The organism is Syntrophomonas wolfei subsp. methylbutyratica (assembly GCF_001570625.1).
Taxonomy (GTDB): domain Bacteria; phylum Bacillota; class Syntrophomonadia; order Syntrophomonadales; family Syntrophomonadaceae; genus Syntrophomonas; species Syntrophomonas methylbutyratica.
The window spans coordinates 38750-52857 of record NZ_BBQT01000001.1; the positions used below are offsets into that span (position 1 = coordinate 38750).

General features: G+C 45.7%; 14 protein-coding genes. All 14 read right to left on the bottom strand.

Annotated features, from left to right (window positions below; genetic code table 11):
• Positions 1-60: 60 nt before the first annotated feature.
• The 14 genes from AWB54_RS00150 to AWB54_RS00220 all read right to left on the bottom strand — a co-directional run bounded on the left by AWB54_RS00150 (position 61) and on the right by AWB54_RS00220 (position 14046).
• A complete protein-coding gene (locus AWB54_RS00150) occupies positions 61-921 on the bottom strand; it encodes a DUF6544 family protein (protein ID WP_153014623.1) in 861 nt (286 codons plus the stop codon).
• 87 nt (positions 922-1008) lie between these two features.
• A complete protein-coding gene (locus tag AWB54_RS00155) occupies positions 1009-1764 on the bottom strand; it encodes a CPBP family intramembrane glutamic endopeptidase (protein ID WP_235811047.1) in 756 nt (251 codons plus the stop codon).
• 285 nt (positions 1765-2049) lie between these two features.
• Positions 2050-2484 (bottom strand): MarR family winged helix-turn-helix transcriptional regulator, encoded by a 435-nt coding sequence (locus tag AWB54_RS00160; protein ID WP_061212629.1) that lies wholly within the window; start codon positions 2482-2484, stop codon positions 2050-2052.
• Between the two features lie 602 nt (positions 2485-3086).
• Positions 3087-3938 (bottom strand): hypothetical protein, encoded by an 852-nt coding sequence (locus AWB54_RS00165; RefSeq protein ID WP_061212630.1) that lies wholly within the window; start codon positions 3936-3938, stop codon positions 3087-3089.
• A gap of 20 nt (positions 3939-3958) precedes the next feature.
• The gene (locus AWB54_RS00170; RefSeq protein ID WP_061212631.1) at positions 3959-5485 is read right to left on the bottom strand and encodes an S-layer homology domain-containing protein; all 1527 of its coding nucleotides are present in this window, start codon (positions 5483-5485) and stop codon (positions 3959-3961) included.
• Positions 5486-5570: 85 nt separating this feature from the next.
• Positions 5571-6059: a hypothetical protein gene (locus AWB54_RS00175; RefSeq protein WP_061212632.1), complete on the bottom strand. Its 489-nt coding sequence runs from the start codon at positions 6057-6059 to the stop codon at positions 5571-5573.
• A gap of 262 nt (positions 6060-6321) precedes the next feature.
• Entirely contained in the window at positions 6322-7095 is a 774-nt protein-coding gene (locus AWB54_RS00185) for a helix-turn-helix domain-containing protein (protein ID WP_061212634.1), read from the bottom strand.
• Positions 7085-7273: a DNA-binding protein gene (locus tag AWB54_RS00190; RefSeq protein ID WP_394326486.1), complete on the bottom strand. Its 189-nt coding sequence runs from the start codon at positions 7271-7273 to the stop codon at positions 7085-7087. Before AWB54_RS00190 ends, AWB54_RS00185 begins: the two co-directional genes overlap by 11 nt.
• Positions 7274-7475: 202 nt before the next feature.
• On the bottom strand, positions 7476-7805 hold the full coding sequence (locus AWB54_RS16190) for an ABC transporter permease (protein ID WP_235811048.1): 330 nt from the start codon (positions 7803-7805) through the stop codon (positions 7476-7478).
• A gap of 81 nt (positions 7806-7886) precedes the next feature.
• Positions 7887-10466 carry an ABC transporter permease gene (locus AWB54_RS00200; RefSeq protein WP_061212636.1) on the bottom strand — a complete coding sequence of 860 codons (2580 nt, stop codon included), beginning with the start codon at positions 10464-10466 and terminating at the stop codon, positions 7887-7889.
• Positions 10463-11146: an ABC transporter ATP-binding protein gene (locus AWB54_RS00205; protein WP_061212637.1), complete on the bottom strand. Its 684-nt coding sequence runs from the start codon at positions 11144-11146 to the stop codon at positions 10463-10465. Before AWB54_RS00205 ends, AWB54_RS00200 begins: the two co-directional genes overlap by 4 nt.
• A 240-nt stretch (positions 11147-11386) precedes the next feature.
• Positions 11387-12256, bottom strand: a complete 870-nt coding sequence (locus AWB54_RS00210) for a sensor histidine kinase (RefSeq protein WP_235811049.1) — start codon at positions 12254-12256, stop codon at positions 11387-11389.
• 137 nt (positions 12257-12393) lie between these two features.
• Positions 12394-13068 carry a response regulator transcription factor gene (locus AWB54_RS00215; RefSeq protein WP_061212639.1) on the bottom strand — a complete coding sequence of 225 codons (675 nt, stop codon included), beginning with the start codon at positions 13066-13068 and terminating at the stop codon, positions 12394-12396.
• Between the two features lie 207 nt (positions 13069-13275).
• Positions 13276-14046 (bottom strand): helix-turn-helix domain-containing protein, encoded by a 771-nt coding sequence (locus AWB54_RS00220; RefSeq protein WP_061212640.1) that lies wholly within the window; start codon positions 14044-14046, stop codon positions 13276-13278.
• Positions 14047-14108: the final 62 nt, after the last annotated feature.

Genomic DNA, 14108 nt, shown 5'->3' on the forward strand with positions numbered 1-14108 from the left:
TTTCCGATCGACACTGGTTGCATATTCTCATTCTTCTTACCCCCATTTAATAAAGCGGGCTCACTTGGACACGTCGTATTTTACGGTTATATCTCGGCCATCAAAATATACCAGATCTCCAGTTTCTAAATGCCATACGGCTTTTAGATTTGATGGATACTTGATTCCATCAACCTCTTCATAATCTCCACAGACTGCCAACCACTTTACCTTTTGACTATTGCCTTTGGTATCGGTATATTCTCGGTCATTGGTAGTGAACCTGGTCATGGCGCCATTATCGTCAAAGGTAAAGATTCCACTGGCTGATATTCCATAAAAATTTATCACTGCCTGAGCGTGAGTTTCGTCAATCTCTTCCCAGCTAATATATTCTTGCAGGGCTAAGGTAGGTAATAGCAAGCTTTCAGCCAGGCAGGTAACCAGACTGGCTTGATCCATCGCTTCACCCTTTTGATCAAACAAAGTAAAAGTTTTGGCAATAACACCTTTCATGGAACCTGCACCATTCTGGTAAGCATCGATACCTTCGAAAGGGATACCATACAAACTTGTATTAATATTAGCAAATCTTTCTGGTTCTGCTACGTAGTTATACTGGGTGTATTTTATTTTCAGCTTTGGTTTGTCTGGTGTTAACACAAAATCAACATCGTTAAAATGCATAATCATATTCGACATTTTGGATTTACCGATATATCCGCAATACTGAAAGTACTTCTGCACTGGCAGGGGCAATTCTGCAATATCTTCGGAAGTAATAATCCCGCCTTGGGTCATCGTTTTAGTCATTTGATAGCTGGTCAATTTAGCAAATTCTGCTTTAGTAGGTGAATAAGGAACGATAAACCATATCAATATGCCGGCAATTAACGCTGCAACCGCTAGGCTCCAGACCATATTTTTTTTACCTCTTTTCACAAAAAATCAACTCCTTAAACGATCAGTTCAATATGGGCGCTATCCATACACACCATCTCCATGGACCGCTGGATCGCTCATTATTCCTCATCCTGAACACTCTTCAGCTTTACTAATAAGGATTTGGTCTGATCGCATTCCACAAGCTTTTATTCTATAGGCTCTTATTCCCAGCCCAACAGCTAAATACAAAATTGAAGCAATGATTCCATTGATAGGGGAAACCAGTATTTCTTTTCCGACAGCAATGCTGATATAACCTGATATAACTAACAAATTTATAAGTGAATCCTCCACCGTATGCAATATAACACAGGGCCAGACTGACTTTGTTACCCGGAAAAGTTCAGTAAACATCACCGTCCAGCATAAGAAAGTGGTAAAAGCAACGACAACATAGATAGCCCGACTGACTGGCATTACCGCTTGTATATCTGCCTCCGGCAAAAAAACCAAATAATATGGAATATGCCATGCGGCCCACACACAACCGACGATAAGATATAGCTTCCAGTCATTAAGATTTAGTTTGAGAAGTTGGGAAGTCAGATAACCGCGCCAGGCAGTCTCTTCAAAGATATCAATAATAAAATTAACGAACATAGTACTGCCAAACGCGACAATAAAAGGTCTGAGAGCAAATGCGGACAAGTCTATCCAATTCGTGGCTGCTCCAATTAGCATAACGATGGCGGTTACAACCGGGAAAATAAGAATCGAAGCCAGGTACCATTTTATATTGCCTTTAAAGTTCGGTTTTAAGCCAAGTTCTTTCCAACTGAACCGTGAAATTAAAATGATTACCAAGGCAGTCAGCAGAGGTAATACCAACCATACACCCATACCAAGAGAATCACCTTCGGGCTGCTCGGTGAGGACAGAATCAAGCAGGACCCCTAACCACCCGCTTATAATAACAATGGAAATAAATAAGCCTAGATTTCGGATACCTTTTTTATTTATGCCAGCCCCTCCTCATATACTCGGCTTTACGCCATATAGTAAAACCGCACCATAGTTGTCTATACACAGCCATTTTTCTCGGGTTGGGTTTGAATCCTTGGCAAATTCTGATTTGGTTTTATCTCGATGACACGACAACCCCTTAACTGTCGTTTGCATCATTATCTATATCATCGTTGCAATATTTTTTTCAAGCCTGGATAAGCCCTGATAAAAACCAGCGGTTAATTCAGCATCAAATCCATTGAAAATCTCCTCCAGGAATTCCAATTCCCTCTGATCGCGCCCGGCAAAGTATTCTATACACTTTGGCGTCCGTGCAATGCGAAGAGCTCGTGCATCGTTTTCATCTTTGGCTATGGTTACAAAGCCTCGTTCCTGCAGCACAGCCGCCATTCGCTTGGCATTTTGGCGAGAATAGCCGACATAGTTGGCTACTTCGCTTATTGTCGGTGGTTCCTCGAATTTTGAAATACTTACCAGGAGCAGCCACTGTTTAATGGTGATATTTTTATCAAATTTATCCCCAATCACCTGCAATTTGTTTGACAAGGCAAATATCGTCCCGAAAATGTATGCCTTCTGTTCTAATTGATTCATAGTACAACCTCGCAAATATAATTAAGGTAATATGTTACGCATTTATTATATGCAACATGTTACCTATTGTCAACATCTTTTTGCTCATTCTTTAGCTTTACTGTCAAAATAGCACTCTTCAGAAAGAAACAATAAAATCCGCACAACGGAATGGTAGCCAGCCCTGCGGATTAGTTGTTTATAATTATTAAACTTTAATTACCGTACCGTCTCTGAAAGTAAAATGGATGTCATCAGCATCATGAATTATGACTTTATCAATGACTGCCAAGGCCTATAGTTTTTATACTTCTTATTGCACCGCCATACCGTACGCCGATATTTGGTGTTTGATCCCCAGACCTTGGAACCATAAAAACCGCCACACTCACCGCAAATGATTTTTGCGTTTGGGGCAAATTACAGCAACTATATGCGAAAAATAAATTTGTTGTTATTCATTCGTCATGCATAGCCCCAAATACAAAACTCTCATCATCTATAGTGTAGTATAATTCCCCTCCAATCAATTTGTTATTAAGATTAATATGGGTAACAAAAATCTCTTTTTCACTTGCCGTTCCTCCTTGAAAAATTTGCGCATATTTTCACTGCTGCGCTGGCTAAAAAGCCTTTCCGTTCAGTTTCCCTGTAAATTCTCCATTGGCAATGGTGAACCAGTGAGTAGCTCCGCTGATGAAATCTTCCTCCGAGGGAACGCCGCCAAGCAAAGTTTCCGGTTCGGCATCTATACCGTCAAAGCGGGCGCAGGAGCCGTTTTGCCCATCAAAAATAGTTCTGTAAACACACATCTGCTCTTTAGCACCGCTGAAATCACGGCCCGTAATCGCCTTGAAATAATACTGCGCCGCGTAACCGCCGCCGTTCTTCGCATATTCAAAGAGCAGCGCCGGCTCTCCATCCTTTTGCGCCTCCAGGCGAAGATCGTCCCGGTCGGGATCGTATTCAATCCTGATGCTCATTGCGCCGCCATCACGGGAGGTGCCTGTCACTAAAAAGTTGCCGTCCCCGTTGTCGGTCAGCTTGGCGTCGTCAGCCCAGCCTGTCTGCAGCATGGTGGTTTCCATGGCCTCGTTATACCGTCCTGTGCTGTTTATCGATTCTCCGATAAAAACAAGCGGCAGTAAATACTCAATAATCTTCAATTCAAAGGCGCTTACAAGCCCAATACCCACATCTACAACTTCATGGCTGTGACTTTGCTCCAAAGCATACTTGTCAAAGGCGTCACGAGCCTGCTTGTAGGCATTGTAGCCGGCGGAAATTGTCGATTTACCCTGTTGAGTTGATTTCCCGCCGTTTTCATCCGGTACATTTTGCGTGAAACCGGCTTCAGCCTCATTCTGATTATTGGTCCCCGAAGGCGCTGCAGTATGTGACTTTCCTCCTGCGCAGCCTGTAATTATGCCCGCAAGAAGTATCAGCATTAAAATCAATGACAATAATTTTCTCATATTGAACTCCCCTCTTTTTACTAATACTCTTTATGCGGTTTGACTTGAATCCCCACTAGATTTCCCCCGCTAAGCGCAACGGATATATCTATCTCCCAGCCATCCCTGACGCCGCGAACATAGTAGGCTCTTCCGTCATCCTGTTTGTATGTAAAAAAGTCCTCCAAGCCTTTCATGAAATCAACGTACAAATAATACAGGGCTTCTAGAGTTTGTTCTGACGTGTAGCCAATCATGATCATATCGTCACTGGGTGGATATATCCCGCCGAGGGCGCCGAATTCCGCATCGGCAGCAATGGGGATGTCGAGAAACCAGTCCGGCAGCCAGCCCGGCAGCCCGGCTATTATGTCTGCGGGTAAGCGGCCGCCGCTGCTTGCCGCCTTTCCCGATGAATTGTCAACGGGATTGGAATTGCCCGCGCTTGATGCTTTAATATCCGGCGCTTTATCATGGGTCCTGACCGATAAAGCTATGGCCTGTTCTCTCGTTGCCATGCCGTATCCGGCGGCCTCCTGCGCCGGCGTGGTTGCCTTGGGCATAAAATTGCCCTGGGCGTCGCCGGTAATAATTCCGACTTTATTCATATATTTTGTTGCTTCAACCGCCCAGCTTGAAATGTTTTTCTGGTCGGGAAAATCCTTAACGCCTGCTACGCTGTAATCACCCTGGGGGTGAATGGCCTTAATCGCTCTGAACAGCATGGCCGCGCATTGCTCCCGGTTAATCAGCACTTTGGGCGAAAAGGTGGTTTGTGAGGTTCCTGAGGTTATCCCGAGATTATAGGCCTTCAGTATTTGCGGATTTGCCGTGTCCGTAAAGGGGTTTGGAGAAACCGGCTCGCTTTTTTTGTCCGTAACCCTTTCATAGAGCACTACCGCAAGCTCGGCAAACTCCTCGCGCGTGATCGGTTTTGTCATATCGGCGCCCTTCAATATGCCGGGGATCAGGCCGAGATCATTGGATTTCTGAAGCTCGGACTTTGCCCAGTCGGACGCTTCCTTGTAGAACGCTTCGGTACCGATAGAAGCAATATTGGAAAACGGGCTGTATATATAATGCTCGTCATCGCTGCCTTGATTAGCTGAATAGGCGTATCTCACCCGCAAATGATAGACATTTGCCTTGATATCGGCAGTACCGCCCACACCGAGATCCATAGGGTCGCATTTAACGTCATCTGTTACATAATTTCCGGGTTCATCCAATTCTTCATCAAACGAAAGCGCATTCCCGAAAAGACTCTCGCCCATGTCAGAGCGCCATTTCCCGTCGCCGACCTTCATATCAATCTGATACTCCGCGCCCCACTCTCCATGTTCGACGCCGTATCGTCCCAGTTCCCATATGCTTCGAGGGTTAGTCCACTTAAGCGCAAAATAGGGCCTTCCATCTTCCCATTCCTTGAGCTCCGCCGTCAGATTTTGAGGGGCCTCCAAACTGCCGCCTGTCGGGAGTGATTCCGCAAATGCGCTCATGCCCGGTATGGACAGCATGGTGAATGCCATTACACCGGCAATAATAAATGCAAAAATTTTTGTTTTCATTGTTTATCCTCCTATGATATTTTTGTAGGGTTTGTTATTCACGCAACCGCCAGCGGCCTGTGTTTACTTGTCTTGTCCTGTTTGCTCACGGTATAAACACAATCACGCCGTGGGTGATTTCAGCATCATCGGCCGGAACAGGAAAAATAACGACCCGATTAAAAAGGTCAGGCTCCGACGCGCTTTGTTGCGTAATTCCCGAAAACATGGAAAACGGGTTCTTTAAGTCCTCTAAAAAGAAGGTATTCCCGGCAAAGACCCCTGTGATGGCGGCAGCCAGTTGCATATCATTGATCTTGTGTTGAAGAATGCGTGCGGCTCCTTTTTCCGGATACATTACCCGCGTTTTTGTTTCCGCCGCAAAAGCCTTATTTGTCATGGACAGTGTATACTGTGGTGTAAATATAGCGAGGGGATAAGGGAGAAAGTCGATTATTTGAGAAAACAGCCCCTCATTTTCGATAAGCGTCTGAAATTTTCTTATCATATGACCTTGAGTCTCTGTTCTTTTCTCCAACATTTTCTGTACTTCCGACAGTTCCTCAAGCAGCTGCTTTTTCGTTTTACCGCCCATATGAACGCTCCTTTCCAGCCAAAGTGCCGATGCTTTCATTATGGCTATCAATATTTTATTAGCCGGCTGGCTGTGAGGATAGGTTGAATATGCTTATAATTAGTAAGGAAAGTGCTATCTTGAAAATAAGAACCCCTACCCGTCAACGCATTCAAGGATTGCTGACGGATCCCGGGAACCTTGTTTTATTCACAATAAAAAAAGCCGGGCTTTCGTACACACAAAAGCCGGGCTTTCTCTTATTACTTTTTATGGCAATTTTTTATTCTGACTTTTTCCGGTAAGCAGAAGGGGAAAGTCCGGTTTTATTTTTAAATACTCGGGCGGAATGGCCGTTGTAGTCCATGTTGCAGGCGGCAAAGACTTGGGCGATGGAAAGGTTGGCATCCAGCAGCTTCTCCTTCACTTTGCTGATTTTATAATTAGTATAATACTCATGAGGCGTTACACCGGTATGCTTCTTGAACAGCTTTGTGAAATGGGCTTTGCTGAGGCAGGCCGCCCTTGCCGTTTCGTTCAAGTCAAACCTTTCCAGCCAGTGGATTTCTATGTATTCTTTTGCCTTTTCAATTTCATCCTTGCCGCGATAAACCCTCCTGTTGATTAAAAATGCCGCGACATAGATCACCCGTTTTTCGCCGTCCAGAATAGGGAAAACCGTAATATCCTGGTATACGGCCTCTATATCGAAGTCCTCTACTCCGTATCGCTCCGCAATATCTTCCAAAGGCACTTTGATATCCGGGAAAAAGACCGTTTCTCCCTGAAAAGCTCGCTTTAACACGGGGAGCTGGCCCGAGGCGACAATATAAGGATCTTTGAATATATTGTATTTCCCGACAACCATGTCCGGGCTAATCGTATGATATTCAGCCAGCATAGCCTTATTCACCAGCACCGAGGTTCCGTCCGGATCGTAAACCTGAATCGGATAGGGGAAGCACTCGATTACTTTCGCAAGCAGTTCTTCCTTTCCAAAGAGCGATTGGAAGGACCCTATAATGTTATTTTGCATTTCTTTCATACTACTTCCCATTTTTTAGCCCCCTTTTATACCTGCCATCTTTAGGCTTTTCTGCATCCTTAGGGAGCAGCCACATATTGCCGATTTTCTCCGTCCCTTTAATCCGCCCATCTGCACAGTAAAGCGTTACCATCCGGCTTCCGATGCCCCATTTTTCTCCCGCTTCCTTCACAGTCATATAATCCAGCATGGTAACCCCCAAATAGTTTTTTTTATTATACTACAGATTTCAGTATATTTCTATATTCAGAAATATACTGAAGGCGGAAATGCACGCAATAAGATCAAAGGAATGGTTTTTTTTAGGTCAATCTAAACCCTCAGCCGCTCCCGCTGCATATAAAAGGAATATAAAGCACCTCAAAAATATTAGGGCAAGGCAAGCAAGCGGGCTATTCTAAGTTGCAACCAAAGTAAAGGTCTTTCCCTCTTTCTCGAAACTCTGAAGGATAAAGACTGTCCTGCACACAGCGGTATAACTCGGTGAGCTGGTTATCATTAAACAAGCGGTTGGGGGGAATCAGTCCTGTTCTACGGACAAAAATCAGAGTACAATTGTGTTCTTCTTTCATAAAACTACATATGTTTTGAGCTGGGAACCATACCCCATACCCCTTGGCCATCGCCACCAGCCCTAATATGCCGCCGTTCAACGCGATCCCCACCGGTACGGCAAAACTGCGGATCACCAGCGACAGGCAAAGCTGGAAAGCACAGATCACGATCCCGCCGATAAAGCCATAGAAAAGCCAGGTTGGATTATACTTTTAGTTTTCGATAGCAGTATTTATTTCGGCACTGAATTACAATGCCTCTTTCTTGAGTGCATCCGCCGTGTTTTCTTTTTTGACCTTGCTGACGGAATACATCATGGTGACAAACACCACCAGGAATACGCTGAAAACACTGATACCCACACTCATCCATGGCACCAAAAAGGCAACATCAGCGCCAGTCATGACACTTCTATAGATCAAGTAAGTAATGATGAACGCAACCGGGAGTCCATATAACAGAGACTTTAGCCCATAAAAAACACATTCAAAATTTATCATTTTATTAAAGCCTTTATAGCTCATGCCCACCGATTTCAAAATGGCGAATTCGCGCCGGCGCAGGTTGATATTGGTGGAAACCGTGTTGAATACGTTGGCAATGGCAATAAGCGAGATCAGCAGGATGAAGCCATAGGAAAAGACATTGATCAAAATAATCACATTACGGTTTTGTTCCTGAATCTGAGCTATATTGTAGAGGCTGTATCCGGAAAAAATACCTTCATCTTTTAGGATAGCATTCATTTCTTCCGCTGATTTACCGGGGTCGGTCGACAAAAAGGCAAATGTCAGATGTTCATCACGAGTTTCGCTAAAGCGGCTGTTCATAGAATAGGGAGCAAAAACCAAGAAGCCCGCACCACGGGATTCGGAAATAGCTTCCGGCATCCGGTCGGCTATATATGTGACGGTAATCTCCGGGCCGGGCTGGCTCCCGCCTGATGGCTCACCCGGAGCGAAGAGCTGCAGGGACAGGGGCAAGCTGCCTTGGAGCACATCGAACGACACATACCGTCCGGTTTCATCATCGTATTTATTTATCTTGGTTATGACAATCATGTTGTCGGTGTTTTCACCGGCATACTTCTGCGGGTCAAGCCCGAGCTCCTTTACATAAGCCGCATAAGTCCCGTCATCAACCAGACACAACGCCACATTGATGGGAACCATATCACCCGCCGGCAGCGAATCCCCGTAATAATGTTCCAAATATCTCTCCGTTAATCGGTCCTTAGGCAGGCTCGCTTCAAAATAAAGGGCTTTATAAAATCCGCTGTCGTAAACGCCGCTCACGTTCCTCAGTTTCTCATATAGCAGCAGCTCTTCATCTGTGGTCTGGGTGGACCTAAAAAGAATATCGTAGCCGGATTCATTGATGGTTGTTTCCGCGCTTTCCTGGAGATAGATACCAAAGGCGCTGGCCGATATAAACAGTACGACACTGACGAACAGCGAGATCACCGTACTCCGGTATCCTTTCTTGTTCCTTTTGAAGTTTTTCAGGGCCAATGTCCCCTCCAGACCGAAGAGCTTTGGCACCAGCCTTGATGTTTTCACCTTTTTGGCGTTGATTTTAATATCGGTTGTCTGGCGGATAGCATCGATAGCCGATAGCCGGGCCGCCTTGCGGGCTGGAATATAGGCTGAGATCAGAATGGTGATGATGCCCACAACGCCGGCCGTCACCAGCGAGGGCAGGGAAAGTGACAGCTTCATGTGAACACCGCTGTAAGACAGACTCGCAAATATACCGCTCATCAGCGAAAGCGTAATCCCGATGCCGCCAATCCCGGCCATAATGCCCAACGGGATGCCGATCAATCCAATCCACGCGCCTTCCAAGAGAACTGATCTGCGCAACTGCTGGGGGGTTGCCCCCACCGAGGAAAGGATCCCGAATTGGCGGGTGCGCTCGGCGACTGAAATGGAAAACGAGTTATGAATCAACAAAATGGAGCCAAGCATAATCAGCAGGATGAAAATGCCGCCCAGGCGGTACAGGACCGCGTTGAAGGTCTCATCTTTCGAGATGCCCATGTACCGCAATAAGTCATTGTTGTAGGTATAACCGGAGCCGCCCCCGACTGATTGGGCAAATTCATATACCTTGGCCGGGTACCGGAGCTTGGTAAAAACATTTACCCGGTCGGCATCGCCCAGCTCCGCCAGGTTCATCTTGGTGATTACGGTATAGCCAGGCGCGGAATAGTCCTCAAACCTCGGCTTTTCACATATCCCCACGATGGTATAGGCCTTTGGGCTTTCCGGCACAAAGCTTTCGCGGGGAGCGCCGTTCTGGTCATCGAGGACAAACGGGTTATTTTGCCCCAGCCTTTTGCCTGCCAGCACCCGATGGCCCAGAGTAAGATTCAGCGTATCGCCGATTTTATATCTTACTCCCGCGTTGTTTATTTGGCTGTTGATAACGATTTCGCGGTCATTCTGCGGCAGCCGCCCGTCGAGCAGCCGTATCGGTATCATCTCCATTGCCTTATCATCAAATCCGGCTACAAACAGATATGGTTTATTTTCGTTTTGCCCCCCTTCCAACACCGCATAGCCGATATTCTGACTGACCGCAGCCGCTGCTACTTCGTTATCCGCAGACAGTCTTTGCACCAAAGCGGAGTCAGCTTCCATAAATTGAACATGCCAGTCCCCATCGGTGGCAATTACATTCCGGATCATAAAACTCTGCAGCGAGGCAATGAGTGTTGTGACGGCAGTTATCATAGCCACCGATAAAATAACCCCGATAATGGTGACAATGGTCCTGGTGCGGTTCTTTTTCAAGCTGCTCAATGTAATTTTGCTGAAGACATTCATCTGCGGATCACCTCGTCTTTGGAGATTCTCCCATCCTCGATGCTGATGATACGGTCAGCCTGCAGGGCGATGTTTTCGTCGTGGGTGATGATAATCAACGTCTGGTGATATTTTTTGTTGCTCAGCTTTAAAAGCTCAACGATGTACTGCCCGTTTTTGCTGTCAAGATTGCCGGTCGGTTCGTCGGCAAGCACGATGGCGGGCGCGTTGATGAGTGCCCGGCCTATGGATACCCGCTGCTGCTGACCGCCGGAAAGCTGGTTAGGGAGATGTTCGGCACGGTCGGTCAGGTTGAGCGTTTGCAATAATTCATGCAGCCGCTCCTGGTTGACCTGACGGTTGTCCATCAATACCGGAAGGGTAATGTTTTCCACCACATTAAGCACCGGGATGAGGTTGTAGAACTGATAAATCAGCCCCACCTGCCGGCGTCTGAATATAGCCAACTGTTCCGGATCTTGAGCGTAAACATCCTTACCATCCACATAGACATGGCCAGATGTGGGCGTATCCACCCCGCCCAGCATATGCAGGAGCGTGGATTTTCCTGAGCCCGATGGCCCAATAATGACAACAAACTCGCCTTTCTCCACAGAAAAAGATACCCCGTCAAGTGCTTTAACGAGGTTTTCATCTCGACCATAAGTTTTATATAGGTTATCGACCTTAAGAATTTCCATCCTCATTCCTCCATCATTTGGTTGTATCCTTAGTATAGCCGGGCCAAATGACACCTCGGTGACTTCTATATAACAATAATGTCACCTTATTGAGGTTTTTGCATAATTCGTTTTTTTCTTAAAAATAACCGGCATTTTAGAATTGTCATCCTGAGGCAACGCCGAAGGATCTTAGAGATTCTTCGCTAACGCTCAGAATGACAGGTTGGATTTTTCCATTATGCAAAACTGTCCATTAGGTTACACAACCTGTTGGTAGAACCTTATTGTGAAGCAGGCTCCGCCGTCAGTGCGGTTGGCCGCTTTGATGGTAGCGTTTTGCAGAGACAGAATCATGCGGCCAAGGGCAAGCCCCACCCCAAAGCTTGAGTCTTTGGCGTCTTTACCCTGGTAAAACCGCTCAAAAATATGGGGCAAGTCATCAGCGTCGATTCCGGAGCCATTATCCTTGATTATGATTTCTGTAAAAAGGGGGTTTGGGGTATAATCAATTTCGATCAATCCGCCATTTTCGCAATGTTCCATGCAGTTCTTAAGGATGTTCCCGATGGCTTCCGAGGTCCACCGCAAATCGCCGGTAAACTGAGCGACTCCGTCTCCGTTTACACGAAGCTCAATATTCCTGAGTTCAAGAGGAATCAAAAAAGGCTCGGCGGCTTTTTGTAGCAGGATGGGGACGGATACCGGCTCCTTTTGAAAGATAGCTGTGCCCGCATCGATTTTGGATATTTTGAGCAGCGTGGTTATGAGCCAGTCGATCCGCGCTAGGAGGCTTTTCATCTCACCCACAAGCTCCAAGCGATGCTGGGGTTCCAGATCGGAATGGCCGAGAAATGAGACGATCATATTGATAGACGTCAGCGGCGTTTTGAGTTGATGGGCGATATCCGCAATAGAATCGGATAAGTACACTTTTTCTTTTTTTAACATGTCCGACTGCTCTTTAAGCCGCACCGTCATTTTGTGGATTTCGCTTTGCAGAATGGACAGCTCGCCTTCATTGAACATATTAAGATCAAATCCATCTTTCCCATGCAGGACGATATCGATTTGTTCGCCCAAAAAAGCGATGTCCCGGTATCTTTTTCTGGTAAAAACAAAAAAGGCCATACAGAATAGGCCGCATAATATAGTCGTGAAGGCTCCGGTTATAAAGCTGATTACAAAACCGGTTATTACGGCTATAACGCAGATTGCCGCAATCAGCAATGCAAAAATCCTGATCTCCCGGTTTCGTAAAAACGCCATCATGATTCTCCCAGCCTGTACCCGAGCCCCCGTATGGTTTTGATGATTTGCGGATTTTGCGGGTTATCCTCGATTTTTTCGCGCAGTCTTTTGATGTAGACTGTCAATGTGTTATCGTTGACGAACTCTCCGGCTATGTCCCATATCTCGCCAAGCAGCTTGTCCCTTGACAGCACAATGCCGTGGTTATTGGCGAACACCAGCAGCAGCCTATATTCCAACGCCGACAAAAACAGCTCGGTGCCGTTTTTATAAACCGTGCCATGCAATAAATCGATCCTAAGGTTTCCGATCTCAAAAACGGACTCCGCTTTTCCGCTTCTCCTGAGCACGCTTTTAATTCGGGCCAGAAGCTCCATCGGGCGAAACGGCTTGACCACGTAATCATCAGCACCCAGGTCAAGCCCTGTGACGGCACTGAGTTCGTCATTGGAAGCGGTCAAAAAGATGACCGGAACATCACTGCTTCGCTTGGCGGCGGTACATACAATATAACCGTTGCCATCGGGAAGCGCGATATCAAGTATCAGTAGATCAAAATGTTCCTTCTCTATCTTGGCTAGCGCCACCTTTTGGGTGTCGGCAAGCACGACCGAATAGCCCTCCGAGGAAAGCAGATGAGATAAATTTTTGGATATATTTAGGTCGTCTTCTACCAGAAGTATTCTATTCATGATAAGGCTGCGCCTCCTTGCCGTATATAGCGGGTCTGTCCCGTTGGTTGGCCCACGGTTTTACATTCACCAACTGCCGCAATATCCTGGTGTGTTTCTCATCCAGGTTCGAACTACCCGGCCATTTCAAGCACTCCTGTTTGAATAAGATTTGCCTGGCACAACTTATTCGATTGGAAAGCAAACGTAATAGAGAGCATACCTTACTCAGTCCTCCGGATCTCTCAAATAAGGGATATATTGTATACTCCCTTCAACTCTTGCTTTGCCTGATTCAATGATTGCATGTTCCAGCCGCTCAACTTCGCTTCTTGTCAGTTCAAGCTTGCTATTGAACTTAGTTTTATAATTATTAAGATAACAAATGAATTTGTTTTTGTTATCTTCATCTTGCAAAATAAATATTGATTCGCATACCGACAGCAGCGGAAATTCATTACTTTCGATATGTGCTTCATTTTCTACAATATACTGAACACTGGTAAATCCACGGCGGGGCTTATCTTCAGTATCGGGAATCAACCAGTCACGTCCGTTCTTTTTTGCATGCCTTAGTTTCCCGCGCCGTATCCATTGCCTTACTGTAACAGGCTCCACCCCAAGCATAGCCGAATATTGGTCAACTGTTAGGTAATCGCATTCGACCGTAATTAACGTGTGTTCCACAGTTGAGGTCATGCCACTGATTTCATCATTTTCAACTTCGATCTCATCAGCCTGACATAAATTCAGTTCCATGCTGTTTCCTAAGAACTGATATTCATAGTACCACCAAAGTTCTGTTAAGACCGGAAGTTTGGATTTCTTTACTGCTGCAATAAACTTTTCGCAAAGTTTAACCCTATTTTTTACAACTTCACCTGAATAGGCGGGTTCTTCATTTAATCTTTCGTGTTCAACAAATAACTCTAATGACTTTAAAATATCTTCCCGTGTAAATAGATAATCCTCCCGAAACAGTTCTTCTTTAATGTCCATAGATAATCCCCCAAAGCTATGTTTGATACTATTGTAACGCACCGTTACAATAGTATCAAACA